Source organism: Streptomyces sp. CB02980 (genome assembly GCF_014451325.2).
In the GTDB taxonomy this organism is placed as follows: Bacteria; Actinomycetota; Actinomycetes; order Streptomycetales; family Streptomycetaceae; genus Streptomyces.
Genome location: NZ_JACSCH020000003.1, coordinates 660136 through 686289, shown reverse-complemented (window position 1 = coordinate 686289; position 26154 = coordinate 660136). Strand labels below are relative to the sequence as shown.

Sequence of the window (26154 nt, the reverse complement as noted above, 5' to 3'; positions counted from 1 at the left end):
TCGTGCCGTCGCGCGAGGTTTCACGGGATTGTCAGTGGGCCAGTGCACTATCGGGGGTGGGAGGTGGCGCTGGTGTTTGACTGTGACGTGCTGGTGATCGGCGGCGGGATCGTCGGTCTGTCGACGGCGTACGCCCTGACGCGCGCCGCTCCCGGCACCCGGGTCACGGTCCTGGAGAAGGAGCACGCGCTCGCGAGCCACCAGACCGGGCGCAACAGCGGGGTGATCCACAGCGGGATCTACTACCGGCCGGGGTCGCTCAAGGCCCGGTTCGCGGTCGAGGGCGCGGCCGAAATGGTCAAGTTCTGCGCGGAGTGGGGCATTCCGCACGAGGTGACGGGCAAGCTCGTCGTCGCCACCGCGCGCGAGGAGCTGCCCCGGCTGCACGCGCTCGTGCAGCGCGGCAGGGAGAACGGCATCCCGGTGCGCGAGCTCGGCCCCGCCCAGATCAGCGAGTACGAGCCGCGGGTGCGGGGCCTGGCCGCGATCCACGTCGGCACGACCGGCATCTGCGACTACGGGGCGGTGTCCCGGCGGCTCGCCGAGTCCTCCCGGGCCCGGATCCTGTACGGGGCGGAGGTCACCGTCATCGACCGGCGGCCCTGGGGGGTCGCCGTGCGGACGGCGGACGGCCGGGTGGTGCGGGCGCGGGTCCTGGTCAACTGCGCGGGGCTGCACTGCGACCGGATCGCGCGGCTCGCGGGCGACGACCCGGGCATGCGGATCGTGCCCTTCCGGGGGGAGTACTACGAGCTCCGGGACCCCTCGCTCGTGCGGGGTCTCGTCTATCCGGTGCCGGACCCGGCCTTCCCGTTCCTCGGGGTGCATCTGACGCGGGGGATCGACGGCGGCGTCCACATCGGGCCGAACGCGGTCCCGGCGCTCGCCCGGGAGGGGTACGGCTGGTCCGTCGTCCGCCCGCGCGAGCTGGCCGGCACGCTCGCGTGGCCCGGCTCGTGGGCGATCGCCCGGGCGCACTGGCGGTACGGGGCGGGTGAGCTGCGGCGGTCGGTGTCGAAGCGGGCGTTCACGGAGGCGGTGCGGCGGCTGCTGCCGGTGGTGTCGGAGTCGGACCTGCGGCGGGCGGACGCGGGGGTGCGGGCGCAGGCGGTGCTGCGGGACGGGACGCTGGTCGACGACTTCCTGATCCGGGAGGCACCACGGACGGTCCACGTCCTGAACGCGCCTTCGCCCGCGGCGACGGCGTCGCTGCCGATCGGACGCGAGGTGGCGGGGAGGGCGCTGGCGCGGCTGTAGCCCACCGCCGGGTGGGCGGCGGGGTTCGCCGTAGAATCGGGGCATTGTGTCTGAGCAGCCAGAGAACATCGCGCGCCCCGTCGCCGACCCCGCCGAGTCCGTACGGCCCGTCTCGCAGCGGGGCAGTCAGCGGTTCGCGGCCGGTGAGGGCCCCCTGCCCGATCCCGCCGGGTCTCATCACGAGCGGCGGATCCGCAGCTTCCAGCCGCGGCGCAGTCGCGTCACCGCCGGTCAGGCCGAGGCCCTGCTGAAGCGGTGGCCCGACTGGGGTCTCGACATCGACGGCAAGCGGGTCCTCGACCTCGGCGAGATGTTCGACGGGCTCCCCGTCGTCCTCGAGATCGGCTTCGGCATGGGCGAGGCGACCGCGCAGATGGCCGCCGCCGACCCCGGCACCGGCATCCTCGCCGTCGACGTGCACACCCCGGGCCAGGGCAATCTCCTCGGCCTCGCCGACCGGAACGGCCTGACCAACGTCCGGGTCGCCAACGGCGACGCGATCATCCTGCTCCGCGAGATGATCGACAAGGACTCCCTCGACGGCTGCCGCGTCTACTTCCCGGACCCCTGGCCCAAGGCCCGCCACCACAAGCGGCGGCTCATCCAGCCCGAGTTCCTCAGCCTCCTCGCGACCCGGCTCAAGCCCGGCGGCGTGCTGCACTGCGCCACCGACTGGGAGTCGTACGCCGAGCAGATGCTGGAGGTGCTCTCCGCGCACCCCGACTTCGAGAACACCCAGGCCGACGGCGGTTTCTCGCCCCGGCCCGACTTCCGGCCGCTCACCCGCTTCGAGGGGCAGGGGCTCGACAAGGGCCACGTCGTGAACGATCTCCTCTTCCGGAGGAAGTGACCCCGGGGAGGCGACCCGGGGAATCCCCCGGGGCTTAACCCTTTTCCGGCTGTCGGTGGGGGTCGTTAGGGTCGCTCACGTGTCCTTCCCCGTCCCCACCGAAGCCGGCGCCGCTCCCGTCCCCCACCGGGACACCGAGGAGCCGGCCTTCCCGGCCGCCGCCGACCGGTCCCAGTGGCGCTACCGGCCCCGCCGGGACTTCTGGCGCAGCCGGCTGGTCCGGGCCGTCGCCCTCGTCACCGTGCTCTCGATCTGCGCGCTGTTCATCCTCGGGCTGGTCCGCGAGCAGACCGGCACCGAGGGCTTCCTCGTCGGCCTGGGCCTCGCCGTGCTTCCCGTACCGCTGCTGATGGCGGCGTTCCGCTGGCTCGACCGGGTCGAGCCGGGTCCCTGGAAGAACCTGCTCTTCGCGTTCGCCTGGGGCGCCTTCGCCGCCGCGCTCGTCGCGATCCTGGCGAACTCCTTCGCGGTCCGCTGGATCGCGACGGCCACCGCCGATCCCGCCTCGGCGGACACCCTCGGCGCGACCGTCGTCGCGCCCGTGGTGGAGGAGACCGCGAAGGCCGCCGCGGTCCTGCTGCTCTTCCTCTTCCGCAGGAAGCACTTCGGCGGGCTCGTCGACGGGGTCGTGATCGCCGGGTTCACCGCGACCGGCTTCGCCTTCACCGAGAACATCCTCTACCTCGGCAACGCCTTCGGCGAGGACCAGGAGTTCGGCTCCACCGGCCTCGGCTCGGTGACCGCCGCGACCTTCTTCGTCCGGGTCGTCATGTCGCCGTTCGCGCATCCGCTCTTCACCGTGCTCACCGGCATCGGCTTCGGCTTCGCCGCCCTCGCGCCGCGCGGCAAGCGCCTGCGCCGGGTGCTGCTGCCGCTCGCCGGGCTGCTGCTCGCCATGGGCCTGCACGCCGCGTGGAACGGCTCGGCCACCTTCGGCGGCCCCCTGGCCTTCTACGTGGTGTACGCGGCGCTCATGGTCCCGGCCTTCGGCCTGCTGACCTGGCTCGCGGTCTGGAGCCGGCAGCGCGAGCTGCGCACGATATCCGGCGAGCTCCCGGCGTACGCGGCGGCCGGCTGGCTCTCCCCCGCCGAGCCGCTCGCGCTCTCCTCGATGCGCGCCCGCCAGCTGGCCCGCTCCTTCGCCGCCCGTACGCACGGGCCGCCGGCCGCGCGGGCCGTCGGCGAGTACGAGTCCTTCGCGACGACCCTGGCGTTCCTGCGGGACCGGGCCCGGCGCGGCACGGCCGGACCCGACTTCCCGGCCCGTGAGCAGGAGTTGCTGCACCATCTGTGGCAGCGCCGGGCGGTCGCCTCTCCCGCCCTCACGTACGCGGCGCGGGCGACGGGCCAGGTCTGGGCGCCGCCGCAGTATCTGGACTACGACGGCTTCAACCCGTACCGCAGCTAGGGGGTGTCTTGTCGATCAGGCCGGATCAGGGAGCGGCGTCTGGTGCCGTGCATCGCAAGGCGGAGGAGGGAGTCAACGCGGAGCGTTGGCGACCGACGACAACGCGGCGAGGCGCGGTGCCAGACGCCGCGAGCCCGGCCTGATCGGCAAGACACCCCCTAGGAACGGACGCGACCGCCTCCCAAGAGCCGCCCCGAACTGCCGGTGATGGTCTCCGGGGCCTCCTAGCGTGCCGGTACACCTTTCGTACCCATCCAGGAGGTTGCAGCATGAAGTACACGAGTCGCCCCGCCGTCGGGGGTACCGCAGCCGCGTTCGCGGCCGCCGCGCTCGTTCTCGGCGGAGCGGGTGCCGCGTCCGCGCAGTCCTCGCCCAAGCCCGGGCAGATCACCTCGGCGCAGCTGGAGGCGCACCTGGCCAAGGCGGTCGAGCAGGAGCGCACGGCAGCGGCCTGCACTCCGGCCTGCGCCGGCCAGATCGTCTAGCGGTCCCACTCGACGGACGAGGAGATGGAGATGAGCACCGCGGACCGTTCCGGGGCGAGCAGGACATGGTGCCCGAGCGGCAAGGCCGACGCACCGGAGTCGGTCGTCCTGGGAGTGCGGTCGGGGCAGGGCGGCGAGGTCGTGTACCTCGCCGATCCCGTGCCGGCCGCAGACGTCCTGCCGGTCATCCCGAAGGATGTCGAGCCGACCCGGGTCCTGCGCTTCGCGTCGCACTGCGTCAGCAACTGTCTGCACCGCAGGGGCAATGACTGCGGCCTGGTGGAGCGGGTGGCCGCAACGCCGGCGGACGAGCATCGGAGCGTGCCGCGGTGTCATCTGCGCGCCCACTGCAAGTGGTGGGTTCAGGTCGGTGTGGAGGGCTGCCGCAGGTGCCCGGCCCTGGCGACCACCGTCGTCGAGGGCGACGACCTGGGTGCGCTGGTCGCCGACCCCGGCACCACCCGGGAGCAGCTGGACGCCTGGGTGGCGGAGGCCGGGGCCGGCGCGCCCGCGCGGTAGGGCGGACGGACCTGGTCGCCGTCGTGGCGACCCGGGTGGGTCAGAGGCTCAGGCCCTTGGAGCGCAGCCACTCCGCCGGGTCGAGGCCGGAGCCGCCGGGCGTGTGGACCTCCATGTGGAGGTGGGCGCCGGTGACGTTGCCGGTGGCGCCGACGCGGCCGATCGTCTCGCCGGTGCCCACGGTCTGGCCGGCGGAGACCGTCATGGAGGACATGTGGGCGTACCAGATCTCGGTGCCGTCCGAGAGTTCCAGGACGACGCGGTAGCCGTACGAGCCGGACCAGCCCGCCGACTTGACGGTGCCGCCGTGGACCGCCTTGAGCGGGGTGCCGGTGGGAGCGGCGAAGTCGAGGCCGGTGTGGTAGCCGGAGGACCACATCGAGCCGGACTGCATGTAGGTGGCGCTGAGGCTGTACGAGGAGAGCGGCAGCGTGTAGCTCGCGGCCAGCTTGGCGAGGCGCTCGGCCTCGGCCGCCGCCTCGGCCTTCGCCTTGGCCTCGGCTTCCGCCTTCGCCTTGGCCTCCGCCTCGGCCTTGGCCTTCGCCTCGGCGGCCGCCTTCTCCGCGGCGTCGGCCTTGGCCGCGGCCTCAGCGGCGGCCTTCTCGGCCGCCGCCTTCTCCGCGGCGGCCTTGTCGGCGGCGTCGGCGGAGGCCTGCTGCTGCTCGGCCTGCTGGAGGATGCGGGCGCGCAGGGCCTCGCCCGCGTCGCCGGCGCCGGGCGCGGCCTTGGCGGCCGGACCGTCCTGGGTGACCAGGCCGGCCTGCTGCATCTGCGGGGCCTTGGTGCCCTGCTCGTCGTCGAGGGTGGCGTACGTGGCGCTGGTGAGCGGGTTCGGGTTGGCGCGGGCCGCGCTGACCGTCTCGTGGGTCTCCTCGGGGAGGAGGTCGCCGACACCGGGGAGGTCGTGCGCGTCCGGCAGGTTGAGGTCGGGCAGGTCCGGAAGCGATATGGCCACCGGGGGCTTCTCCTGCGCGGTGGCGAGGCCACCCGCACCGACGGCCGCGATCACACCGACACCGAGGACGGTGGAGGAACGGGCGAAGTTGGAGCGCTGCTTGACGACACGGTGGCGGCCGCCGGAGCGGCTCTCGGCGCGGAGGGATCCCTCGGTGGGGTTCCACTCGGTGTCCGGGGCGGCAGGACCCGCACCACCACCGAAGGCATCGAAGGGGGCTTCTGGTGCGGGAGTGTTGGACGCCACGGAGGCGCGCTCCTTTCCTTCCTTCTCGCCTACCGGGTTAGCTGACGGGTTCGGAGCAGGAAGGTCTCCTACGAGCACGGTCGCACAAGTGCGAAGGGCTCGATTCACCCCAAGTAGTGGTTCCCCGGTTCCTTTTCAGGATTCGGCGCGTGCGCACGGTGCCGCCTCTTGCGACGGCTGGGACGACCGCACTGCGTTATCGAACGTTAATAGACACGGGGTGCCGATTCCAAGCTGTTCCTCTTGATCATTCATTGAATTGGGAGGGAATGGTCCGAGTTGACCCCCCTTCAGCAAGGGACGCCGAAACCCTCGCGATCTGACGTTATGTCAATTGTTATCGCAGTGACACCTCGCGACTACGGCCGGTGACCGGGCCCGCCGCCGGGGGAACCGGACCCGCCCGGCGGCACCACCGGCATCGTCCGGCGCCGCTCCGGCTGCCCGGTCGCCGGACGGCTCACCGCGAGCAGCGCCATGTCGTCGGTCGACCCGCCGCCGGTGTGCAGCCGTACGTCGTCCACGAGCGCGTCGAGCAGTTCCTCGGGCCCGGGGAAGATCCGCCCGGCAAGCCGTTCCCCCGGGTCGTAGAAGACACCCTCGGCGTTCCGCGCCTCCGAGAGACCGTCGGTGTAGAAGAGCAGCGTCGCGCCCGGCGGATACGGCCGCGCCTCGGCCCGGTCCGGCCACGACGCCAGATCGCCCATGCCGAGCGGCAGCGCGGGCTCGCCCGGCTCCATCGAGTCCAGGCGCCCGTCCGCGTACAGCATCAGCGGAGGCGGGTGCCCGCGGTTGACGACCCGTACGAAACCGTCGAAGGTGCCGCCCCCGTCACCGCGCGGGATCTCGGCGAGGACGGCCGTCGTGAACCCCTCGAAGGCGTCGAACCCGTGCCTGCGGGTGCCCTCCCGGGCGAGGGCACGTTCCAGCCGCTGCGCCACGCCCTCCAGCGTCCGTTCCTGTTCGGCCGCCTCCCGGAACGCCCCGATGACGACGGCGACGGCCTCGACCGCGTCCATGCCCTTCCCGCGGACGTCGCCGACCACGAGCCGTACCCCGTAGGGGGTGTCCTGGACGGCGAACAGATCGCCGCCGATGAACGCGTCCGCCTGCGCCGCCTCGTACCGCGCCGCGCACTGCAGCCCGCCGATCCGCTCGGCGGGCGTCGGCAGCACCGCCTTCTGCGCGGTCTCCGCGATGACCCGCGCCGAGGCGAGCCGCTCGCCGCTGCGGAGGACGACCCGGTTGATAAGCATGGCGAGCGCGGAGACCGTGAGCACGGTCAGGAACTCGGTGAGCGACGGGATCTCGGTCGCGGTGTCGTTGTAGATGTGTAGCCCGACGGAGGCGAGGACGGCCGCGATCCCGGTGAGCAGCGTCGTGAGGGTGGAGAAGAAGGGCGCCGCGATCAGCGGGGCGGCGGAGAACATCGGCGCCGCGCTGTACTTGGGCGGCGTCAGGACGTCGAAGAAGACACCGCCCACGATGATCAGCGGCGGCAGCGCCCGGATGAACCTCCGGGCGCCCCCGTACGGGCGGCCCTCGCCGCCCCGCCGCCCGCCGATCACTCCTGGGGGGTGCCCCACCTGTGCTCTCCTGCCCGGTCCGAACCCGGCCGCGGCCCGTACCGCGCCCTCCCAGGGTGGCCGCCGCCGCCTTGGGCGGCGACTCCCGCGGGGCCGACTGGCGTACGAACCGGGGGAAGGGCCCGGCCACGCGCGCGGAGGCGGAGCGGGCCCGGCCACGCGCGCGTGGAGGCGGGGCGGGCCCGGCCACGCGCGTACGGACGGAGGCCGTGCCCCGGCTCAGTCCGCCGGCGCCGCTCAGTCCGCCGGCGCCGCTCCCTCCGCCAGCCGCCCGCCCCTCGCCAGGAGGGCCATCGCCGCCGCGCACCCCAGCCCCACCGCGCACAGCGCCAGCCACGGCACCGCCGACCACCCGGTCACGTCGAGCAGCGCGCCCGTCCCCAGGTTCCCGAGGGTGATCCCGATCCCGCACACCGTGTTGTAGAGCCCGTAGTGGGTGGCCACCCAGCGCCCCCGGGAGAGGGCGACGACGGTGTCCATCTCGTACGGGTAGAGCACCGCGTTCGCGACGGCCAGGACCGCCGAGCACAGCAGCAGCCCCACCAGGCCCCGGCCCAGGGCCGCCGGGAGCAGGAAGGCACCGCCCATCAGGGCGAGCCCGAGGACCAGACACCGCTCCCGGCTCAGCCGCCGCTTGCACCAGGCGGTGATCCGCAGCTGCCCGGCGAGCGCGACCAGGGCGGAGACGACGAAGAGCGCCGTCGTGGACCCCGTGCCGCCGGCGGCGAGCGGCAGCGCCAGATAGACCTGGAAGGACAGCACGTACGAGCCGGTCATCGCGAGCGAGAAGAGCCAGAAGGTGCGGTGGGAGAGCACCGTGCGGAACTGCCCGCGCCCCTCTCCGTCCCGCTCCCGCCGCTCCCCGCGTGCGGGCATGTACCGGAGCTGTACGAGGGTCAGCCCGGCGAACAGCACCGCCGCCACCACACACGTCAGCCGGAACGACACCCCCGTCAGGGCCACCCCCACGAGCGGCCCGAGCAGAATGCCCGCCTGGTAGTAGACGTTGAACAGCGCGAAGGCCTCGACCCGGCGCTCCTCCCCCGCCTCCGCCGCGAGACAGGCCCGTACGGCGGGGTTGAACAGCGCCCCCGCGAGCCCGGTCGCGAGCGAGGCGGCGATCAGCATCGGGAGCGACTGCGCGAACGCGAGGGCCCCGAAGCCCGCCGTCCGCAGCGCGCAGCCCGCCACGATGAGCGGCTTGAAGCCGAGCCGGTCGGCGAGCGCCCCGCCGACGAGGAACATGCCCTGCTGGGAGAGGTTCCGGGCGCCGAGCACGAGCCCGACCGCCCAGGCCGCCATGCCGAGCCCGTCCGCGAGGTGCGCGGCCAGGTACGGCATGAGCATGTAGAAGCCGAGGTTGATGGTGAGCTGGTTGAGGAAGAGGAGCCGGACGGCCGGTTCGAAGGTACGGCTCTGCTTCCAGACGCCGCCCTCGGGCGGGGCCGCCGCCGTGGTCAACGCGCCGACCCCGTCCGGTCCATGACCCTGCGGGTCCAGCCGCTGACCGCGTCGGCGGAGACGTACCCCGCGGGATCCTCCCGTACGGGCCCGTCGAGGAGACCGTGGGCCGCGCAGAACTCGTCGTTGAAGACGGTGTCGAAGTACCGCTGCGGCCCGTCGGGGAAGACCGCCGCGATCCGCGTCCCGCGCGGCCGGGTCCGGGCCAGCCACCCGGCGACCAGCGCGACCGCGCCGACGCTCCAGCCGCCCGTGGCGAACTGACGCGAGGCCAGCCGGCGGGCCGCCCGGACCGCCTCGGCGGGGCCCACCCAGTGGATCTCGTCGAAGGCGCCGTGGTCCACGTTGCCCGGGTGGATGGAGGAGCCGAGGCCGCGCATCAGCCGCTCCCCGGCCGGCAGGCCGAAGACGGTGGAGCCGACGGAGTCCACGCCGACGAGTTCGAGCGCGGGGCTGCCGGTGGCGCGCAGGGCCCGGGAGATCCCGGCCGAGTGGCCGCCGGTGCCGACCGCGCAGACGAGGACGTCGATCCGGTCGAGCTGCCGGGACAGCTCGGCGGCGAGCCCCGCGTACGCGTCGGGGTTGTCCGGGTTGCCGTACTGGTCGGGCCACCAGGACCCGTCGAGGCTCACGAGCAGCTCGGCGACCCGGTCCATCCGGGCCTGCTGCCAGCCGCCCCGGGGGCTCGGCTCCGGTACGACATGGACCCGGGCGCCGTGGGCGACGAGCATCCGCTCGACGATCGGTTCGAGGCCGGGGTCGGTGACGACGTGCACCGGATGGCCGTGGAGGACCCCGGCGAGCGCGAGACCGAGGCCGAGGGTCCCGGAGGTCGATTCGACGATCGGGGCGCCGGGCCGCAGCTCACCGCGCCGGCGGGCCTGTTCGACCATGTAGAGGGCGGCACGGTCCTTGATGCCGCCGAAGTTGAAGCCTTCGAGCTTGGCCCAGTAGCCGTCGTCCGTGCGGAGGACGGGGGTGTTGCCGACGGTCTGCTCGGCGACGGGCAGCGGGCTGCCGGACAGCAGGTGGTTCATGGGTGGGACGTCCTTGGGGTGTAGCGGAAGGGGGCCTGGTCACGCGAGGGCGAGACCCGGCTCAGTTCCGGTCCACTCCGAGGGCGATCAGCAGCCGGCCCGGCTCGGGGCCGGGTCCCGCCCTGCCCCGGACACAGCGCGCGCGGGGATCGGTGCGGAGGTCGGCCGCGTACGGCAGGAGTACGGCTCCGCCGGCGTCCGGCGCGGCGAGGGGCGCGGCGGCGGTCTGCGCGGGGAGGTGGACGTCGAAGGACCACGCTTCTCCGGACCGCTCGCAGCCGTGCGGCAGCGCGGGGGCCGAGACGACGGCCGCGGAGCCCGAGGGCGGCAGCATGTGCCCGTGCGAGCCGTGGCAGACGCTGACGAGGAGGGCGAGGAGCGCGAGCAGGACGAGGACGGCGGGCGCCCGCCGGCGTACGTCACTCACGCACTCGTCACTCATGGTGCGCGTGACACTACGGTGGGCAGTGCGGGCACACAAAGTGACAGGCGCGGTTTTGGCCACCGTTTACTTCGGGCGGCCGGGGCCTTACTCGGCGGGGTCTTACGGCGGCCGGGGGCTTACGGCGGCCGGGGGCTTCCTCGGCCGGGGTCTTCCTCGGCCGGGGTCTTCCTCGGCCGGGCGTTCGGGCTACAGGTTCCGCTCCGCGTAGATCTCCAGCGCGTCACGGACCAGGACGGCGGTGCCCTCACCGTGCCTGTCGTAGTTCGCGGTGAAGCGCGGGTCGTCGACGTACATGCGGCCGAGACCGATCAGGTACTCCTTGCTCGGGGTCGTGGTGGTGGACAGCCACGCGACCTGGCGCCACGCGATCGCCTGCACCTCGTCGCTGTCGGCGGCGAGACCGTCCCTGAGCGCCCGCGCGAAGTCGCGGGCGATGCCGGACTGCTCGTCCATGAACATCTTCTTCTGCACGGCGGTGAGCGAGCGCCACCAGCGGTCGGCCTTCTCATAGGCGCCGCGGCCCCAGCGCTCGGTGACCTCCTGCTCGTACACCGTGTGGTCGAAACCGTCGAACACTTCGTCGGCCATGAGTTCTTCTCCGTTCTCGGTCTTGTGGAGAGTGGTCCGCACCGAGGCGATCTGCCGTCCGATGCGCTCGCGCTCCTGCTCCAGGAGTGCGAGATGGGTGCGCAGGGCGGCGGACGTGTCCCGCTGCCCCGCGAGGACCTCGGCGATCGCGGGCAGCGAGAGCCCCAGCTCGCGCAGCAGCAGAATCCGCTGCAGCCGCACGAGAGCCGCCTGGTCGTAGTACCGGTAACCGTTCGCGCCGATCCGGCTCGGCTCCAGCAGTCCGCGGTCCCCGTAGTGCCGGAGGGTGCGACTGGTGGTGCCGGCCTTCTTGGCGATCTCTTGGATCGACCACTCCATACCGAGAACGCTAAATCTTGACGTTGCGTAAAGGTCAAGCGCCGACATGCGGGAACGACGAAGGCCCGGATCCAGTGACTGGATCCGGGCCTTCGTTGCTACTGAGTAGCGGGGACAGGATTTGAACCTGCGACCTCTGGGTTATGAGCCCAGCGAGCTACCGAGCTGCTCCACCCCGCGTCGGTAAACACGACTCTACGGCATGACCGGGGTGATCCGGAAATCGGTTTCCGTCAGCAGCCGCAGTCGTCGGAGTCGACCGGCGCCGTGAGCGGGTCCGCGGCCTTCTCCGCGGGCCCCTCCCAGGTCTCGTACGCGAAGCCCTCGCGCACCCAGTACTCGAAGCCGCCGAGCATCTCCTTCACCTGGAATCCCAGCTCCGCGAGGGCCAGCGCGGCGCGCGTGGCGCCGTTGCAGCCGGGGCCCCAGCAGTACGTGACGACCGGCACGGACCGGTCGAGCAGCCGCTCGGCCTGCTCGGGGATGAGCGCGGTCGGCAGGTGGACGGCGCCGGGGACGTGCCCCTGGTCCCAGGAGGCGGTCGAGCGCGAGTCGATCACCACGAAGCCCGGGTCGGTGCCGTCGCCGGCCGCGGCGGCCAGCGCGGAGGCCACGTCGGAGACGTCGGCGTGGAAGGCGAGGCTCGCGGAGAAGTACGCGGCAGCGGCGGCGGGAGAGGCCGGCGGGGTGCGGAGCACGGCGTTGACCTGCGAAGTTGTCGTCGTCATGAGAATCAATCTACGGATGATGATCACCGCGCTGAAGGGATGATCCCCGGCGCTCCGAGGCGTCGACCGGGGATTCCCGGGCGTTCGCCGCGCGGCGGCGTGGATCTCACGTACCGGAATCGTCGGGACCGCCGATGCCCCGTCACAAGGGGCGTGACAGGCGGCGTCACATCGACGAGGTTTGATCCGTCATGACGACATGACGGGACGCGAACGGGGAGATCGACGAGTGGACCAGAACCGCGACAACCACACCGACGGCAAGGACCTGCTGGCCCGCCGCTTCGAGGCCGACCGGGGTCATCTGCGGGCGGTGGCGTACCGGATGCTGGGCTCGCTCAGCGAGGCCGAGGACGCCGTCCAGGAGGCCTGGTTCAAGCTCAACCGCAGCGACGTCGGCGCGGTGCAGAACCTGAGCGGCTGGCTGACCACGGTCGTCGGCCGCGTCTGCCTCGACATGCTGCGCTCGCGCGGCTCGCGCCGCGAGGACCCGCTGGAGTACTACGTCCCCGACCCGGTCGTCCGGGTCGCCGACACCACCGACCCGGAGCACGCGGCCGAGGTCACCGAATCCGTCGGCCTCGCGCTCCTCGTCGTCCTGGAGACCCTGGGCCCCGCCGAGCGGCTCGCGTTCGTCCTGCACGACATGTTCGCCGTCTCCTTCGACGAGATCGCGCGGATCGTGGACCGCACTCCGGCCGCCACCCGCCAGCTCGCCAGCCGCGCCCGCCGCCGCGTGCAGGACGCCGCCCCCGCCCCCGGGCCCGACGCGCGCCGGCAGCGGGAGATCGCCGACGCCTTCCTCGCCGCCTCGCAAGGCGGCGACTTCGAGGGGCTGCTCGCCGTCCTCGACCCGGACGTGGTGCTGCGCGCGGACGGCGGCCGGACGCTCGCGGCCGTCTCCAAGGTCGTCCGGGGCGCCGAGGCCGTCATCTCGCAGGCCCTCATGTACGCCAAGTTCCGGCAGGCCGCGCTGCCCGTCGTGGTCAACGGCGCGCCCGCGTTCGTCGCGGTCGTCGACGGCCGCCCGACCGTCCTCATGTCGTTCACGATCGCCGGGGACCGGATCGTCGAGCTCCAGATCCTGGCGGACCCGGAGCGGCTCGCCGCGCTCGACCTCTCGGAGGAGGACCTGGCCCGCGCGACGTACTGAGGCGCCCGGCGCACGGAAACGGCCGGCGTACGGAGACGACGACCGGCGTACCGAAGCGGCCGGCGTACGGAAACGGCCTTGCGTCTGAAGCGACCGGGCGCGTCTCCGACGCCCGGTCACTTCCTCCTGGCGGCCGTCAAGGAGGCCACGGCCGTCAGGGAGACGGCGGCGCTCGCGACGCCGAGGACGGCGCCCGCCGCGACGTCACCCGGGTAGTGCACCCCGGTGTGGACACGGGAGTAGCCCACGGCCATCGCCAGGATCTGCAGGGGCACCGCGACCGGCGGGAAGACGACCCCCACGGCGGTCGCGAAGGCCACCGCCGACGCGGTGTGCCCGGAGGGGAACGACGCCGAGTCCGGCATCGGCACATGGCGGCCCACCACGACCCGGGCCGCCTCCCGGTCCGGCCGCGGCCTGCGGACGAGGCGCTTGCCCAGCAGGTTGGCCGTGGCCGAGGCGACCGCCACCGCCCCGATGCCGGCCAGGGCGGCGCGGCGCGGCCGGCCGGGGACCAGGGCGAGCCCGGCCGCCACGGTGAACGAGATCTTGGAGTGGTTCGCCGCGCTCGACAGCCTGCGGAAGCCCGTGTCGAGGGTGGGCGTGGGGGTGGCGGCCACGGCGGCGTAGACGGCCCCGTCGATCGCGCGGAGGTCCCGGAAGACCGCCCGGACGGGGTTCGTCGCGGGGGCGGGGGCGGGGGTGGTGGTGCCGGTCATGAGCCGCTGCTCCTCGAAGGGGTCTGGAAGGCGATTTCGGTGATGCGCCGCCAGTCCAGGGGCGGCTGGGGCTCGATGACGCCGGGCCGGTGACGCGGCACGAGCACCCGCAGGGCGCGGGGGCGCAGGGTGCAGACGACGGGGGTGGGGAGGGTCAGCGCCTCACCGTCGACGGCGACGGCGATGGTGCCGGGGGCGCCGGGGGCCCGGGCCGGCGCGGGGACGAAGGCCGAGGGAGGCACGGGGACGGGGGCGGCGGCCTTCCCCGTCACCTCGACCCGAGCGGCCGTCAGGACGTTCAACCCGGTCGAGTTGGTGCCCAGTACGGCCATCTCGGCGGCCTGCGCGGCCCCGTCGACCCGGATGGCGATCACCCCGAGCTCCCCGCCGTCCAGGCGCGGTCTCCGGGCGGCGGCGGCGCTGAACGGATCGGGCGCGGCGTACGCGTTGTTGCTGACGAGGAGGGCCTGCTGGGCGGGCAGCCGAAGGCCGTCGGCGGTCGCGTCGAGACGGTCGCCGCCACCGCCCTGGAGCAGGTCGGGGAGGACGTCGACGGCGGTGCCGGCCTTGGCGTCGCGGTACTCGGGGAGCTGGACGACATCGGCGTACACGCCGAAGGAGACGGTGTTGACGAACGCCCGCCCGGACACGGAGCCGAGGTCGACACGGAGTTCCTCGCCGTCGACGAGGGCGTCCAGGCAGGTCGCCGGGTCGGCGCGGTCGAGACCCAGGTCGAGGGCGAAGTGGTTGCGGGTTCCGGCGGAGATGACCAGGAAGGGCAGGTCGTGCTCGGCGGCCACGTCGGCGACCAGCGCCTGGGTGCCGTCCCCGCCGGCCACCCCGAGCAGGTCGGCACCGTCGGCGACGGCTTCCCGGGCGAGCGCGGCGACATCGGTCTCGACGGACGGGTCGATGAGGACGACCCGCGCGCCCAGCTTCTCGGCCCGCTCGACGAGCCCGAAGCGGGCGACCTTTCCGCCCCCGGACTTCGGGTTCATGATCAGTACGGGCCGCTTCGGCCGGGGCCGCCGCTTCGGCCGCGGGCGGGCGGGCCCGCCGCTCATGTCCCGGATGAGGCGCAGGGCGGCCCGCGCGCAGACCAGCGCCACGCTCCACGACGCGAGGGCCCCGAGCCCGGTCAGCCAGGGGCCCCAGGCGACGTACAGGACGAGGACGGCGAGCGGCGCGGCGACGGCCAGCAGGGCGCCGGAGACCCGCAGCGGCCCGCGGTGGGCGAGGAACCACCAGATGCCCACGGCCGAACAGACGAGCCCCACGAGCGCGCCCAGGAGGACCAGAAGACCGGCGGCGCCGAGCCCCGTGAGCAGCAGCACGACCGCCGCCGCGGCGGCGCCGAGCGCCCACCGCGCCAGCGTCCGGGCCTGGTCCATCGGATCACCGGATCCGTTCACCGTCACGGTCCCCACCTCCACGCTCAGCGTCCACGAACCAGATTCGCCCACGGTGCCGCACACCGCGTCCCGGATACGGAAACGCCCCGACCGGTCGAAACCGGTCGGGGCGCTTCTCGGCAGCTCGGAGACCGAAACCCCCGCCTGCCACACGTAGGCCGTGTGGGACTCGAACCCACAACCAACGGATTAAAAGTCCGCTGCTCTGCCAATTGAGCTAACGGCCCGTGGACAAGCACACCCGTGCAGCATAGCCCGAGAGATCCCCCGAACCGATCGGGTATACGCGGACGGCTCGGGCCCGTTCCCGCGACGGCGCGTGGGCCGGGCCCCGAGGCGGGTGCCCGGGGCGCTCCGTTTCGGTCGTGTCGCGGGCCACCGGGTCGGCCTTGCCGTCGCCGGTGACGCCGTCCGGCAGCGGCCGGGCCCGCGAGAAGAGAACCGGTTCACCAACGCGCAGGGCCCGTACGGCACCGAAGTGCTGTACGGGCCCTGCGCGTTGTCAGGTCAGTCGACCTCAGCCGTTGCGCTTCCAGCGCGGCTTGTCGTCGCGGCGGCCGAAGGAGCCACCGGTCGAGCCGGTCGAGCCGGTGCCGCGGTGGTCGTCACGACGGGCGTGCGGGCGGTCGCCGCCACCCGGGCGGAAGCCGCCGGCGGGGCGGTCGTCGCGACGGTCGCGGTTGAACGGACGGTCGCTGCCACGGTGGCCGCCGGCCGGACGGTCGTTGTCACGACGCTCGAAGGAACGGCCGCCGCGGTCATCGCGGTTGAAGCCGCCCGACGGACGGTCGTCACGGTTGAAGCCGCCCGAGGGGCGGTCGTCACGACGGAAGCCACCGGACGGACGGTCGTTGTCACGACGGAAGCCACCACGGTCGCCACCACGGTCGTCGCGGTTGAAGCCACCCGAGGGGCGGTCGTCGCGACGGAAGCCACCGGACGGACGGTCGTTGTCACGACGCTCGAAAGAACGGCCGCCGCGGTCGTCGCGGTTGAAGCCGCCCGAGGGGCGGTCGTCACGACGGAAGCCACCGGACGGACGGTCGTTGTCACGACGGAAGCCACCACGGTCGCCACCACGGTCATCGCGGTTGAAGCCACCCGAGGGGCGGTCGTCACGACGGAAGCCACCGGACGGACGGTCGTTGTCACGACGGAAACCGCCACGGTCGCCACCACGGTCACCGCCGCGGAAGCCACCACGGTCGCCACGGTCGTCGCGGTTGAAGCCGCCACGGTCACGACGCTCGTAGTTGCCCCGCTCGTCGCGGGCCGGGCGCTCCTCGCGGCGCTGCTCCTCGGCGCGGGCGGCACGCTCGGCCTCGACGGCGGCGGCCGCGACCTCGGCCTCGGCGGCCTCGGTCACCTCGGCGACGGCGACCTCGGGGTCCTCGCCACGCTCACGGGCGGCGCGGGCCACCAGACGGTCGGCCTCCTCGCGGAGCTCGACGGCGCGGAGCTGCAGGCGCTCCAGCTGCTTGGTCAGGTCGACGACCTCGCGCTCGGCCTGCTTGGCCGAGTTGTTCGCCGAGTCGGCCTGGACCTCGGTCAGCGAACGGGCGCCCGTGATCTCCGCGACCTCGGGGTCGAACGCGCCGGCGCCGCCGACCATGTGGCGCGAGGCGTCGACGCCCGCGTCCTCCATCAGACGGAAGATCTGACGGCGCTGGTGCGGCAGGGCCAGGGAGACCACGACACCGGAGCGGCCGGCACGGGCGGTACGGCCCGAGCGGTGCAGGTAGTCCTTGTGGTCGCCGGCCGGGTCCACGTTGAGGACCAGGTCGATGCCGTCGACGTGGATGCCTCGGGCGGCGACGTCGGTCGCGACGAGCGCGTTGACGTAGCCCTTCTTGAAGTCCTCCAGGACGCGGGTACGGGCGCCCTGCGTCATGCCGCCGTGCAGCGCGTCGGCCTTCACACCGGCGTCGCACAGCTGCTCCGCGATGCGGTCCGCGCCCAGCTGGGTACGGACGAAGATGATCGTGCGGCCCTTGCGGGCGGCGATGGCGGCGGTGACCGGCGCCTTGTCCTTCGGCTTCACGACGAGGACGTGGTGCGTCATGGTCGTGACGTTGCCCTGGGCGCTGTCGACCTCGTGCGTGACGGGGTCGGTCAGGTAGCGCTTGACCAGGGTGCCGATCTCGTTCTCCATGGTGGCGGAGAAGAGCATGCGCTGGCCGCCGCCGGGGATCTGGTCGAGCAGCTCGGTGACCTCGGGCAGGAAGCCCAGGTCGGCCATCTGGTCGGCCTCGTCGAGGACCGCGATCTTCACGTTCTCCAGGGAGCAGGCGCCGCGGTTGATGATGTCGCGGAGACGGCCCGGGGTGGCGACGAGGACGTCGACGCCGCGCTCCAGGGCGTAGATCTGGTTGCCCATGGACGTACCGCCGCAGACGACCTTCATCTTGAGGCCGAGCACGTCGCCGTACGGCTGGAGGGCGTCCGCGACCTGCATCGCGAGCTCACGGGTCGGCGTGAGGATGATGCCGCGGGGCTTCTTCTTGTCGGTGTGGCCGCCGGCCAGACCGGCCAGGAGCGGCAGACCGAAGGAGAGGGTCTTGCCGGAGCCGGTACGGCCACGGCCCAGGATGTCCTTGCCGGCCAGGGCGTCCGGGATGGTCGCCGCCTGGATCGGGAAGGGGGTGGTGACACCGTTCTGCGCGAGCTTGCGCACGACGCCGTCCGGCAGACCGAGGTCGCCGAAGGTGATGGTGGGCTCGGCGGGCTCCTCGACGGAGTCGTCGTCGGAGTCGATGTCGATGTCGAGCGCCTCTACGGCGTCGGCGAGGTCGTCGGTGTCGATCTCGACGATCGCGACAGCCTCGGCGGCGTCGACGATCTCGTCGTTCTCGGGCATGACGGCGTGGTCAGAACTGAAAATGGACATGCGAAATGCGAAACCTTCCGGAGTCTCGGCACGCGCCCGTCAACTCCGTGATTTCGCAAACGACCGCCTCAATGCGGTCAGCCACGGCTAGGGAGAGTACGCGCCACGCGGCGCTCTTCTGTGTCGGCGCCGGGCAATGGGATCAAACGATCTACCACCATACGCACTCTCCCCCACCTATGGCAAATCGGACTCCCTCACACCGGTCCGACCTGCGGAGACGCCACCGGCTCCGGGGGCGCTCCCGGTCCGTCCGCCGCGCGCATCGCACCCATCTGGGTGTCGCTTCCGGGCGTCGGCGGATCGGTCGGATTGGAGGTCGGCTCCGGCGTCGGCTCGGGAGTCGGCTCCGCGGTCGGTTCGGGTGTCGGTTCGGGAGTCGGCTCCGCGGTCGGTTCCGGCGTGGGCGTGCCCCCGCCGCCCGGACCGCCGGAGCCGCCGCCGTTCGCCCCGCCGCCGTTGCCGCCGCCCCCGTTCCCGCCCCCGCTGCCACCGCTGCCTGCGCTGCCGGCGGAACCGCCCGCGCCACCGCCCGGGCCGTCCTGACCGCCCGTCGGCTGCGGCTTCGACGGGCCGCCGGGGCCGCCCGGACCCTCCACCGGCAGCACCGTGCCCGGGGAGGGCTTCGCCGTACCCGAGGGGGAGCCGCTCGGCACCGGTGACTCCGTACCGGAACCGGCCACGTCGGGGCCGCCGCCGGCGTCCGGCCGGCCGTTCCACGAACCGGCGTCGCCGCCGGGCTCCCCGGCCGCACCGCCACCGGACTCGGTCGCCACGCCCCGCTTCCCGCCGGACGCGCCGGGAGCTGGCTTCGCCCCCTCGTCACTCACACTCATACAGCCGCTCAGACCGGCACAGGCCGCGACGGCCAGCGCGGCGGCGGCCCATCTGACACGGGTGGGCAAATGGCGCACGGGGGCACCTCCAGGACACGACAGGCAGGAACGGAACGCGTTGCACTGCCCAACTCCCCCGGCGCCACAAGGGACACGCCCGAAAGGCCCCGGGCGTGTGCCCGAGGTCCGCTCAGCCGTAGCCCAGGGCGTGCAGCCGCTCGTCGTCGATGCCGAAGTGGTGGGCGATCTCGTGCACCACCGTGATCTCGGTCTCCGCGACGACGTCCTCGCGCGACTCGCACATCCGCAGCGTCGGCCCCCGGTAGATCGTGATCCGGTCCGGCAGCACACCGGCGTACCACTCACCGCGCTCGGTCAGCGGCGTCCCCTCGTAGAGCCCGAGCAGGTCGGGATCGTCCGGGGCGGGCTCGTCCTCCACGAACACCGCGACGTTGTCCATCAGCCGCGTCAGCTCCGGCGGAATCCGGTCCAGGGCCTCGGCGACCAGCTCTTCGAACTCCTCGCGCGTCATCTCCAGCACGCGCCCATTGTCCCCCCGCCGGAAACCGTTTTGGCGATAGCGCCCGGCATCCCATATGCTTCTCACGTCCCCGACGCGCTGCGAAGCGCCCAGGTGAGCCTCTAGCCCTCATCGTCTAGTGGCCCAGGACGCCGCCCTTTCAAGGCGGTAGCACGGGTTCGAATCCCGTTGGGGGCACGCATTACCGTGTGCGAGACTAGTGATCGCACACAAGCTTGGCTCTGTGGAGCAGTTGGTTAGCTCGCCACCCTGTCAAGGTGGAGGTCGCGGGTTCAAGTCCCGTCAGAGTCGCTGAAGCCGGAAACGGCTTCGTGGCTGGGTAGCTCAGTTGGTACGAGCGATCGCCTGAAAAGCGATAGGTCGCCGGTTCGACCCCGGCCCCAGCCACAAACAGAAGGCCCCGTTCGAAAGAACGGGGCCTTCTTCGTGTGTGCACGCGGAGATGCGTACGGGGAGGAGACCGCCGCCCCCTCCCCGTACCGTCAGACCTCCTCGCGTTCCCCCGAACGGCTCCCCCGCCTCGCCCGCAGCGCGAGCACCAGCGCCACCACGGCCACCACCGCGACGAGCAGCGCCCAGTCCGGGACCGCCCGGCCGAGCGAGGCCACCCGCTGCTCCACCGCGAACGAGTCGTCCACCGACAGCAGGCCCGGCAGCGCGGTCGTCCCGTCGAAGACCAGGAAGAGACTCCCGAGGGCCACGAAGAACAGGCCCGAGAGCAGCGACGTCGAGTGGAGCGTGAGGGGGCCCACCCGGAGCGGCCGGCCGCGCAGCCAGGACCGCCGGCCCAGGTCGTACCGCTCCCAGAGCAGCGCGAGCACGAACAGCGGAACGGCCATGCCGAGCGCGTACACGGCGAGGAGCAGTCCCCCGTACGCCGGGCTGCCGCTCAGCGCCGCGACCGTCAGGACGCTGCCGAGGATCGGGCCCGCGCAGAAGCCCGCGAGGCCGTAGACCAGGCCGAGGGCGTAGACGGAGAGCGCCGACGTGGGCCGGATCCGGCCGCTCGCCTCGGCGATCCGCCGGGAGGCGAAGCCCAGGCCGAGGATCTGCAGGACGCCGAGGCCGATGATCAGCCAGCCGCCGACGGTGACGAGCAGGTCCCGGTGGCCGTAGAAGAGGCGGCCCGCGAAGGAGCCGGCCGCGCCGAGCGGGACGAGGGTGGTCGCCAGACCCGCGTAGAGGATGCCGGTCCTGGCCACCAGCTTCGCGCGCGTGTCGATCGAATACGCGAAGAAGGCCGGCAGGAGCAGGGCGCTGCACGGGCTGAGCAGGGCGAGCAGTCCGCCGAGGAAGGCGGCGAAATAGCCGATGCCGGAGGTCACCGCGCGGAGTCCGAGCCCGGCTTCGTGGCGCCGTCGGTCGGCTCGGCCGTCTTCGGCGCCTTGGCCGCCCCGGCGGCCTTGGCCGCCCTGGCCGCCGCCTCGATCGTCTCCGTGAACGTCTCCAGCGGCTGCGCGCCGGCGATCGGCCGGCCGTTGATCAGGAAGGACGGGGTGGAGGTGGCGCCGAGGGAGTAGCCCTGCTCCTGGTCCGCGCTCACGGCCGCGCGGGCCGCCGCCCCCTCGCTGTCCTTGGCGAACCGGGCCGCGTCGGGGACGCCCGCCTCCTTCGCCAGGGCCGCGAGCCGGTCCTTGCCGAAGCCCTTCTCCTTGGCGCCCTCCGCGTAGGCGGCCTTGTGGAACTCCCAGAACCGGCCCTGCTGCCCGGCGGCCCAGGACGCGCGGGCGACCGCCTCCGACTCCTCGCCGAAGATCGGGAAGTTCCGCCATTCGATGCGCAGGGTGCCGTTGTCGACGTACTTCTCGACCAGGACCGGCTCGGTGTCCCGGGCGAACTTCCCGCAGTAGCCGCACTTGAAGTCGGCGTACTCGATGAGCACGACGGGCGCGTCGGCGCGGCCGAGGGCGAGCTTGTCGGAGGCGTCACGGCGGGCGTACGCCTCCAGCTCGGCGTAGACACCGGCCGAGGGGTCGGCGGAGACCTCGGCGACGGAGGAGGAGCCGGCGGCGCCGGGGGACGCGGGCCGGGTGGCGGTGTACGAGACGACGCCGAGCAGGACGGCGGCGACGGCCACCCCGGAGACGAGGACGATCGGCTTGGACCTGGACATGCGGAAGCGCTCCTGCGGAGAGAAGAGGAAGAGGACGGCGGAGGACGGCCGTCCGTCTAGACCCTCAGGACCGAAAGCTCCACGGGAGACAGGGGTACGCGCGCGGGTGGCTCCCGTCCCGCCGACACGCCCCGGCCGGCCGCATCCTGTTCCCGGGCGCCGCACGGGGTCCGGTCGGCGGCCAGGGCCGGCAGCAGCTCCGCGAAGGCGTGCGCCCGCGGTGGTACGACGGGACCGGCGGCCCCCTCGTCGACGGGGTGGCCCGGGTCGCAGCCGGGTACGGCGGCGCCCAGGACGACCGGGGCCGTCCCCGCGGGCGTGGCCGTCGTCGCACCGCACACCAGGAGTCCGAGGACCAGCGCCACGAGCGCGGCGAACGCCGCCGGCACGCGGGTGGTGCGGAACATACGAAACCTCTCCGGTCCGGTCGACGTGCCCGAAATAGTACGCACCCCACCACCCCGCACCCGGACGCCACCCACCGCCGGGTAGCCGCTCGTGGGTTCCCCGGTACGCCGCTCGTAAATCGGTTCGCCGCTTCTCGGCCGCAGGTGCGATCCTGGATCCCGTATGTCTACTTCCTTCGCCGCCCTCCAGTCCGTCCTGGCCGAGGTCTCGCTGCGGGACTCGCACCGGCTCGGCCGTCGTCTCGAAGGCGCCCGCCGCATCCGCAAGCCCGAGGCCCGTGAGGCCGTCCTGGACGAGATCGCCGCCGAGGCGGCCAAGGCCAAGGAACGCGTCGACGGGCGCGCCTCCCGCGTGCCCGCGGTCACGTATCCCGAGCAGCTGCCCGTCTCGCAGAAGAAGGACGAGATCCTGGAGGCGATACGCGACCACCAGGTCGTGATCGTCGCCGGTGAGACGGGTTCGGGAAAGACCACCCAGATCCCGAAGATCTGCCTGGAGCTCGGCCGGGGCGTCCGGGGCATGATCGGGCACACCCAGCCCCGTCGGATCGCCGCCCGCACGGTCGCCGAGCGGGTCGCCGAGGAGCTGAGGACCCCGCTCGGCGAGGCCGTCGGCTGGAAGGTCCGCTTCACCGACCAGGTGAACCCCGACGCGACGTTCGTGAAGCTGATGACGGACGGCATCCTGCTCGCCGAGATCCAGACGGACCGCGAGCTGCGCGCCTACGACACGATCATCATCGACGAGGCCCACGAGCGGTCCCTCAACATCGACTTCCTGCTCGGCTATCTGGCCCAGCTGCTCCCGAAGCGCCCCGACCTCAAGGTCGTGATCACCTCGGCGACCATCGATCCGGAGCGCTTCTCCCGCCACTTCGGCGAGGCCCCGATCGTCGAGGTCTCCGGCCGTACGTACCCGGTGGAGGTCCGCTACCGGCCCCTCCTGGAGGAGGACTCCGAGGAGTCCGACCGGGACCCGATCACCGCGATCTGTGAGGCCGTCGACGAGCTCCAGTCCGAGGGTCCCGGCGACGTCCTGGTCTTCCTCTCGGGTGAGCGCGAGATCCGTGACACCGCGGACGCGCTCCTCAAGCGGAACCTGCGCAGCACCGAGGTCCTCCCCCTCTACGCCCGCCTCTCGCACGCCGAGCAGCACCGGGTCTTCCAGGCGCACTCCGGCCGCCGGATCGTCCTCGCGACGAACGTCGCCGAGACGTCCCTGACCGTCCCCGGCATCAAGTACGTCGTCGATCCGGGCACCGCCCGCATCTCCCGCTACTCGCACCGGACCAAGGTGCAGCGGCTGCCGATCGAGCCGGTCAGCCAGGCCAGCGCCAACCAGCGCAAGGGCCGCTGCGGCCGTACGTCCGACGGCATCTGCATCCGGCTGTACTCGGAGGACGACTTCCTCTCGCGGCCGGAGTTCACGGACGCCGAGATCCTCCGTACGAACCTCGCCTCCGTCATCCTCCAGATGACCGCCGCCGGCCTCGGCGAGATCGAGAAGTTCCCCTTCATCGACCCGCCGGACCACCGGAACATCCGGGACGGCGTGCAGCTCCTCCAGGAGCTCGGCGCGATCGACCCGGACGAGAAGGATCCGAAGAAGCGGCTGACGCAGCAGGGCCGGAAGCTCTCCCAGCTGCCCGTCGACCCGCGGCTCGCCAGGATGGTCCTGGAGGCCGACAAGAACGGCTGTGTCCGCGAGGTCATGGTGATCGCGGCCGCCCTCTCCATCCAGGACCCGCGCGAGCGGCCGGCGGAGAAGCAGGCGCAGGCCGACCAGCAGCACGCCCGGTTCAAGGACGAGACGAGCGACTTCCTCGCCTTCCTGAACCTGTGGCGGTACGTCCGTGAGCAGCAGAAGGAGCGCGGCTCCAGCTCCTTCCGCCGGATGTGCAAGCAGGAGTACCTGAACTTCCTGCGCATCCGCGAGTGGCAGGACATCTACGCGCAGCTGCGGACGGTCGCGAAGCAGCTGGGCATCCATGTGAACGAGGAGGACGCGCCGGAGCAGTCCGTCCACATCTCGCTCCTCGCGGGCCTCCTCAGCCACATCGGCATGAAGGACGTCAAGGACGGCGCGAAGAACGACTACCTGGGTGCCCGCAGCGCCAAGTTCGCGATCTTCCCCGGTTCCGCGCTCTTCAAGAAGCCCCCGCGCTTCGTCATGTCCGCCGAGCTGGTGGAGACCTCGCGCCTCTGGGCCCGGGTCAACGCGCGCGTGGAGCCCGAGTGGATCGAGCCGCTCGCCCAGCACCTGGTGAAGAAGACGTACAGCGAGCCGCACTGGGAGAAGGACCAGGCGGCCGTGATGGCCTTCGAGAAGGTGACGCTGTACGGCGTCCCGATCATCGCCGACCGCAAGGTCAACTACGGCCGGATCGACCCCGAGATCTCCCGCGACCTGTTCATCAGGAACGCGCTCGTCGAGGGCGACTGGCGCACCCACCACAAGTTCTTCGCGGACAACCGCAAGCTCCTCACCGAGGTCGAGGAGCTGGAGCACCGCGCGCGGCGCCGGGACATCCTGGTCGACGACGAGACGCTCTTCGACTTCTACGACAAGCGCGTCCCCGAACACGTCGTGTCCGGGGCCCACTTCGACTCCTGGTGGAAGCACAAGCTCCACGAAGGAGGCGCTGCGTCGGAGTTCCTGGACTTCGAGCGCGAGATGCTCATCAACGAGAAGGCCGCCGGGGTCACCAAGGACGACTACCCGGACTCCTGGCGGCAGGGTCCGCTGAAGTTCCGGGTGACGTACCAGTTCGAGCCCGGCGCGGACGCCGACGGTGTGACCGTCCACGTCCCGCTCCAGGTCCTGAACCAGGTGACGGACGACGGCTTCGAGTGGCAGATCCCCGGTCTGCGCGCCGAGGTCGTCACCGAGCTGATCCGCTCCCTGCCGAAGCCGATCCGCCGCCACTACGTGCCCGCGCCGAACTTCGCGTCCCGCTTCCTCGACGCGGTCGTGCCCGTGCAGGAGCCGCTGGCGGGGGCCCTCGCCCGCGAGCTCCAGCGGATGGTCGGCGTGCCGGTCACCGCCGAGGACTTCGACTGGGCGAAGGTGCCCGAGCACCTCAAGGTGACGTTCCGGATCGTCGACGAGCGGCGCAGGAAGCTCGCCGAGGACAAGGACCTGGAGACGCTGCGGCTCCAGCTGCGCCCCAAGGCCCGTAAGGCGCTCTCCCAGGCCGCCGCGGCGGCCACGGGCGGCCCGGACGGCTCCGGGCCCTCCCTGGAGCGCGCGGGGCTCACGGACTGGACGATCGGCACGCTCACGAAGGTCTTCGAGACCAAGCGGGGCGGCCATCCGGTCAAGGCGTACCCGGCGCTCGTGGACGAGGGCGCGACCGTCGCCGTACGGCTCTTCGACACGGAGGCCGAGCAGGAGCGGGCGATGTGGCGGGGCACCCGGAAGCTGATCATGCTGAACATCCCGGTGAACCCGGCGAAGTTCGCCTCGGACAAACTGACCAACCAGCAGAAGCTGGCCCTGTCCTCGAACCCGCACGGCTCGATCCAGGCCCTCTTCGACGACTGTGCCACCGCGGCCGCCGACAAGCTGATCGCGGACCACGGCGGCCCGGCGTGGGACGAGGAGTCGTTCCGGAAGCTGTACGACAAGGTCCGCGCGGACCTGGTGGACACGACCGTACGGACGGTGGGCCAGGTCCAGCAGATCCTGGCGGCCTGGCAGGCGTGCGAGCGCCGGCTGAAGTCGACGAACAGCCTGGCGCTGATCAACAACCTGACCGACGTGCGCGACCAGCTGGCCTGGCTGATGCCGACGGGCTTCGTCACCCGTACGGGCCTGAAGCGGCTCCCGGACCTGATGCGCTATCTGGTGGCGGTGGACCGGCGGCTCCAGCAGATGCCGACCGGGGTCCAGCGGGACACCACCCGGATGGAGAAGGTCCAGGAGATGCAGGACGAGTACGCCTGGCTGCTCGAACAGCTCCCCAAGGGCCGCCCGGTGCCGTCCGAGGTCACCGACATCCGCTGGATGATCGAGGAACTGCGGGTGAGCTACTTCGCGCACGCGCTGGGCACGGCGTACCCGATCTCGGACAAGCGGATCGTGAAGGCGATCGACGCGGCGGCCCCGTAGCGGGCGCCCGTCGGTGAGTTCGACCGGACCGCTGACCTGCTGTACAGTGTTCCTCGCAGCCACTTACGAGG

At 72.4% G+C, this 26154-nt stretch carries 22 protein-coding genes, 5 tRNA genes and 1 riboswitch; of the genes, 10 read left to right on the top strand and 17 right to left on the bottom strand.

The features are described from left to right. Positions 1-72 precede the first annotated feature (72 nt). The 5 genes from lhgO (at position 73) to E0F75_RS10125 (ending at position 4519) form a co-directional block, all read left to right on the top strand. A complete protein-coding gene (lhgO, locus tag E0F75_RS10145) occupies positions 73-1257 on the top strand; it encodes an L-2-hydroxyglutarate oxidase (protein WP_187622125.1) in 1185 nt (394 codons plus the stop codon). A gap of 46 nt (positions 1258-1303) precedes the next feature. Continuing rightward, on the top strand, positions 1304-2107 hold the full coding sequence (gene trmB, locus E0F75_RS10140) for a tRNA (guanosine(46)-N7)-methyltransferase TrmB (RefSeq protein WP_187622124.1): 804 nt from the start codon (positions 1304-1306) through the stop codon (positions 2105-2107). A gap of 79 nt (positions 2108-2186) precedes the next feature. Further along, entirely contained in the window at positions 2187-3515 is a 1329-nt protein-coding gene (locus E0F75_RS10135; protein WP_229312612.1) for a PrsW family intramembrane metalloprotease, read from the top strand. 269 nt (positions 3516-3784) lie between these two features. Then, complete coding sequence (locus E0F75_RS10130) at positions 3785-4000, top strand: hypothetical protein (RefSeq protein ID WP_187622122.1); 216 nt, start codon at positions 3785-3787, stop codon at positions 3998-4000. Positions 4001-4030: 30 nt separating this feature from the next. After that, positions 4031-4519: a hypothetical protein gene (locus E0F75_RS10125; protein WP_187622121.1), complete on the top strand. Its 489-nt coding sequence runs from the start codon at positions 4031-4033 to the stop codon at positions 4517-4519. A 40-nt stretch (positions 4520-4559) separates the two neighbouring features. Here E0F75_RS10125 and E0F75_RS10120 read toward each other — a convergent pair whose 3' ends face one another. From E0F75_RS10120 to E0F75_RS10085, 8 genes are all read right to left on the bottom strand, one after another. After that, positions 4560-5720 (bottom strand): M23 family metallopeptidase, encoded by a 1161-nt coding sequence (locus tag E0F75_RS10120; protein WP_187622120.1) that lies wholly within the window; start codon positions 5718-5720, stop codon positions 4560-4562. An 11-nt stretch (positions 5721-5731) separates the two neighbouring features. Continuing rightward, a riboswitch (cyclic di-AMP (ydaO/yuaA leader) is annotated at positions 5732-5878 on the bottom strand. Between the two features lie 201 nt (positions 5879-6079). After that, entirely contained in the window at positions 6080-7306 is a 1227-nt protein-coding gene (locus E0F75_RS10115; protein WP_187622119.1) for a PP2C family protein-serine/threonine phosphatase, read from the bottom strand. 237 nt (positions 7307-7543) lie between these two features. Beyond that, positions 7544-8767 carry an MFS transporter gene (locus tag E0F75_RS10110; protein ID WP_187622118.1) on the bottom strand — a complete coding sequence of 408 codons (1224 nt, stop codon included), beginning with the start codon at positions 8765-8767 and terminating at the stop codon, positions 7544-7546. Continuing rightward, the gene (locus tag E0F75_RS10105) at positions 8764-9804 is read right to left on the bottom strand and encodes a PLP-dependent cysteine synthase family protein (protein WP_187622117.1); all 1041 of its coding nucleotides are present in this window, start codon (positions 9802-9804) and stop codon (positions 8764-8766) included. The genes E0F75_RS10110 and E0F75_RS10105 overlap by 4 nt, the downstream gene beginning before the upstream one ends. A gap of 61 nt (positions 9805-9865) precedes the next feature. Beyond that, on the bottom strand, positions 9866-10231 hold the full coding sequence (locus tag E0F75_RS10100; RefSeq protein WP_229312611.1) for a hypothetical protein: 366 nt from the start codon (positions 10229-10231) through the stop codon (positions 9866-9868). A 204-nt stretch (positions 10232-10435) separates the two neighbouring features. Continuing rightward, positions 10436-11176, bottom strand: coding sequence for a MerR family transcriptional regulator (locus E0F75_RS10095; protein ID WP_187622115.1), 741 nt, complete (start codon positions 11174-11176; stop codon positions 10436-10438). Positions 11177-11282: 106 nt separating this feature from the next. After that, positions 11283-11356, bottom strand: a tRNA-Met gene (locus E0F75_RS10090). Between the two features lie 53 nt (positions 11357-11409). After that, positions 11410-11904: a rhodanese-like domain-containing protein gene (locus tag E0F75_RS10085; protein WP_187622114.1), complete on the bottom strand. Its 495-nt coding sequence runs from the start codon at positions 11902-11904 to the stop codon at positions 11410-11412. A 199-nt stretch (positions 11905-12103) separates the two neighbouring features. Here E0F75_RS10085 and sigJ point away from each other — a divergent pair, with 199 nt between their 5' ends. Then, entirely contained in the window at positions 12104-13057 is a 954-nt protein-coding gene (gene sigJ, locus E0F75_RS10080; RefSeq protein ID WP_187622113.1) for an RNA polymerase sigma factor SigJ, read from the top strand. Positions 13058-13173: 116 nt separating this feature from the next. Here sigJ and E0F75_RS10075 read toward each other — a convergent pair whose 3' ends face one another. The 6 genes from E0F75_RS10075 to E0F75_RS10050 all read right to left on the bottom strand — a co-directional run bounded on the left by E0F75_RS10075 (position 13174) and on the right by E0F75_RS10050 (position 19452). After that, positions 13174-13776 (bottom strand): phosphatase PAP2 family protein, encoded by a 603-nt coding sequence (locus E0F75_RS10075; protein ID WP_229312610.1) that lies wholly within the window; start codon positions 13774-13776, stop codon positions 13174-13176. After that, positions 13773-15167: a diacylglycerol kinase family protein gene (locus E0F75_RS10070; RefSeq protein WP_187622186.1), complete on the bottom strand. Its 1395-nt coding sequence runs from the start codon at positions 15165-15167 to the stop codon at positions 13773-13775. The genes E0F75_RS10075 and E0F75_RS10070 overlap by 4 nt, the downstream gene beginning before the upstream one ends. A 175-nt stretch (positions 15168-15342) precedes the next feature. Continuing rightward, a tRNA-Lys gene (locus E0F75_RS10065) sits at positions 15343-15415 on the bottom strand. A 290-nt stretch (positions 15416-15705) separates the two neighbouring features. Further along, positions 15706-18075: a DEAD/DEAH box helicase gene (locus E0F75_RS10060; protein ID WP_187622112.1), complete on the bottom strand. Its 2370-nt coding sequence runs from the start codon at positions 18073-18075 to the stop codon at positions 15706-15708. 197 nt (positions 18076-18272) lie between these two features. Beyond that, positions 18273-18851, bottom strand: coding sequence for a hypothetical protein (locus E0F75_RS10055; protein WP_187622111.1), 579 nt, complete (start codon positions 18849-18851; stop codon positions 18273-18275). Positions 18852-19101: 250 nt separating this feature from the next. Then, positions 19102-19452, bottom strand: coding sequence for a metallopeptidase family protein (locus E0F75_RS10050; RefSeq protein ID WP_187622110.1), 351 nt, complete (start codon positions 19450-19452; stop codon positions 19102-19104). A gap of 104 nt (positions 19453-19556) precedes the next feature. Between E0F75_RS10050 and E0F75_RS10045 the strand changes: the two genes are divergently transcribed. From E0F75_RS10045 to E0F75_RS10035, 3 genes are all read left to right on the top strand, one after another. Continuing rightward, positions 19557-19629: transfer RNA gene (locus E0F75_RS10045), tRNA-Glu, on the top strand. Positions 19630-19669: 40 nt separating this feature from the next. Continuing rightward, positions 19670-19743 (top strand) — tRNA-Asp (locus E0F75_RS10040). 22 nt (positions 19744-19765) lie between these two features. After that, a tRNA-Phe gene (locus E0F75_RS10035) sits at positions 19766-19839 on the top strand. 95 nt (positions 19840-19934) lie between these two features. On the opposite strand, the gene E0F75_RS10030 is transcribed toward E0F75_RS10035, so the two are convergent. Genes E0F75_RS10030 through E0F75_RS10020 form a run of 3 tightly spaced genes read right to left on the bottom strand, consistent with a single transcriptional unit; the run spans position 19935 to position 21972 of the window. Then, positions 19935-20777, bottom strand: coding sequence for a cytochrome c biogenesis CcdA family protein (locus tag E0F75_RS10030; protein WP_187622109.1), 843 nt, complete (start codon positions 20775-20777; stop codon positions 19935-19937). After that, positions 20774-21565, bottom strand: coding sequence for a DsbA family protein (locus tag E0F75_RS10025; RefSeq protein WP_187622108.1), 792 nt, complete (start codon positions 21563-21565; stop codon positions 20774-20776). Before E0F75_RS10025 ends, E0F75_RS10030 begins: the two co-directional genes overlap by 4 nt. A gap of 56 nt (positions 21566-21621) precedes the next feature. Next, positions 21622-21972, bottom strand: coding sequence for a hypothetical protein (locus E0F75_RS10020; protein ID WP_187622107.1), 351 nt, complete (start codon positions 21970-21972; stop codon positions 21622-21624). A 163-nt stretch (positions 21973-22135) separates the two neighbouring features. Here E0F75_RS10020 and hrpA point away from each other — a divergent pair, with 163 nt between their 5' ends. Continuing rightward, positions 22136-26083, top strand: coding sequence for an ATP-dependent RNA helicase HrpA (hrpA, locus tag E0F75_RS10015; RefSeq protein WP_187622106.1), 3948 nt, complete (start codon positions 22136-22138; stop codon positions 26081-26083). Positions 26084-26154: the final 71 nt, after the last annotated feature.

Bases quoted from the DNA above. Each gene is read 5' to 3' on its own strand.
- E0F75_RS10130 (WP_187622122.1), top strand. From the start codon at position 3,785: ATGAAGTACACGAGTCGCCCCGCCGTCGGGGGTACCGCAGCCGCGTTC.
- E0F75_RS10125 (WP_187622121.1), top strand. From the start codon at position 4,031: ATGAGCACCGCGGACCGTTCCGGGGCGAGCAGGACATGGTGCCCGAGC.
- E0F75_RS10105 (WP_187622117.1), bottom strand. From the start codon at position 9,804: ATGAACCACCTGCTGTCCGGCAGCCCGCTGCCCGTCGCCGAGCAGACC.
- E0F75_RS10095 (WP_187622115.1), bottom strand. From the start codon at position 11,176: ATGGAGTGGTCGATCCAAGAGATCGCCAAGAAGGCCGGCACCACCAGT.
- E0F75_RS10085 (WP_187622114.1), bottom strand. From the start codon at position 11,904: ATGACGACGACAACTTCGCAGGTCAACGCCGTGCTCCGCACCCCGCCG.
- sigJ (WP_187622113.1), top strand. From the start codon at position 12,104: ATGACGGGACGCGAACGGGGAGATCGACGAGTGGACCAGAACCGCGAC.
- E0F75_RS10075 (WP_229312610.1), bottom strand. From the start codon at position 13,776: ATGACCGGCACCACCACCCCCGCCCCCGCCCCCGCGACGAACCCCGTC.
- E0F75_RS10070 (WP_187622186.1), bottom strand. From the start codon at position 15,167: ATGGACCAGGCCCGGACGCTGGCGCGGTGGGCGCTCGGCGCCGCCGCG.
- E0F75_RS10060 (WP_187622112.1), bottom strand. From the start codon at position 18,075: ATGTCCATTTTCAGTTCTGACCACGCCGTCATGCCCGAGAACGACGAG.
- E0F75_RS10025 (WP_187622108.1), bottom strand. From the start codon at position 21,565: ATGTCCAGGTCCAAGCCGATCGTCCTCGTCTCCGGGGTGGCCGTCGCC.
- E0F75_RS10020 (WP_187622107.1), bottom strand. From the start codon at position 21,972: ATGTTCCGCACCACCCGCGTGCCGGCGGCGTTCGCCGCGCTCGTGGCG.
- hrpA (WP_187622106.1), top strand. From the start codon at position 22,136: ATGTCTACTTCCTTCGCCGCCCTCCAGTCCGTCCTGGCCGAGGTCTCG.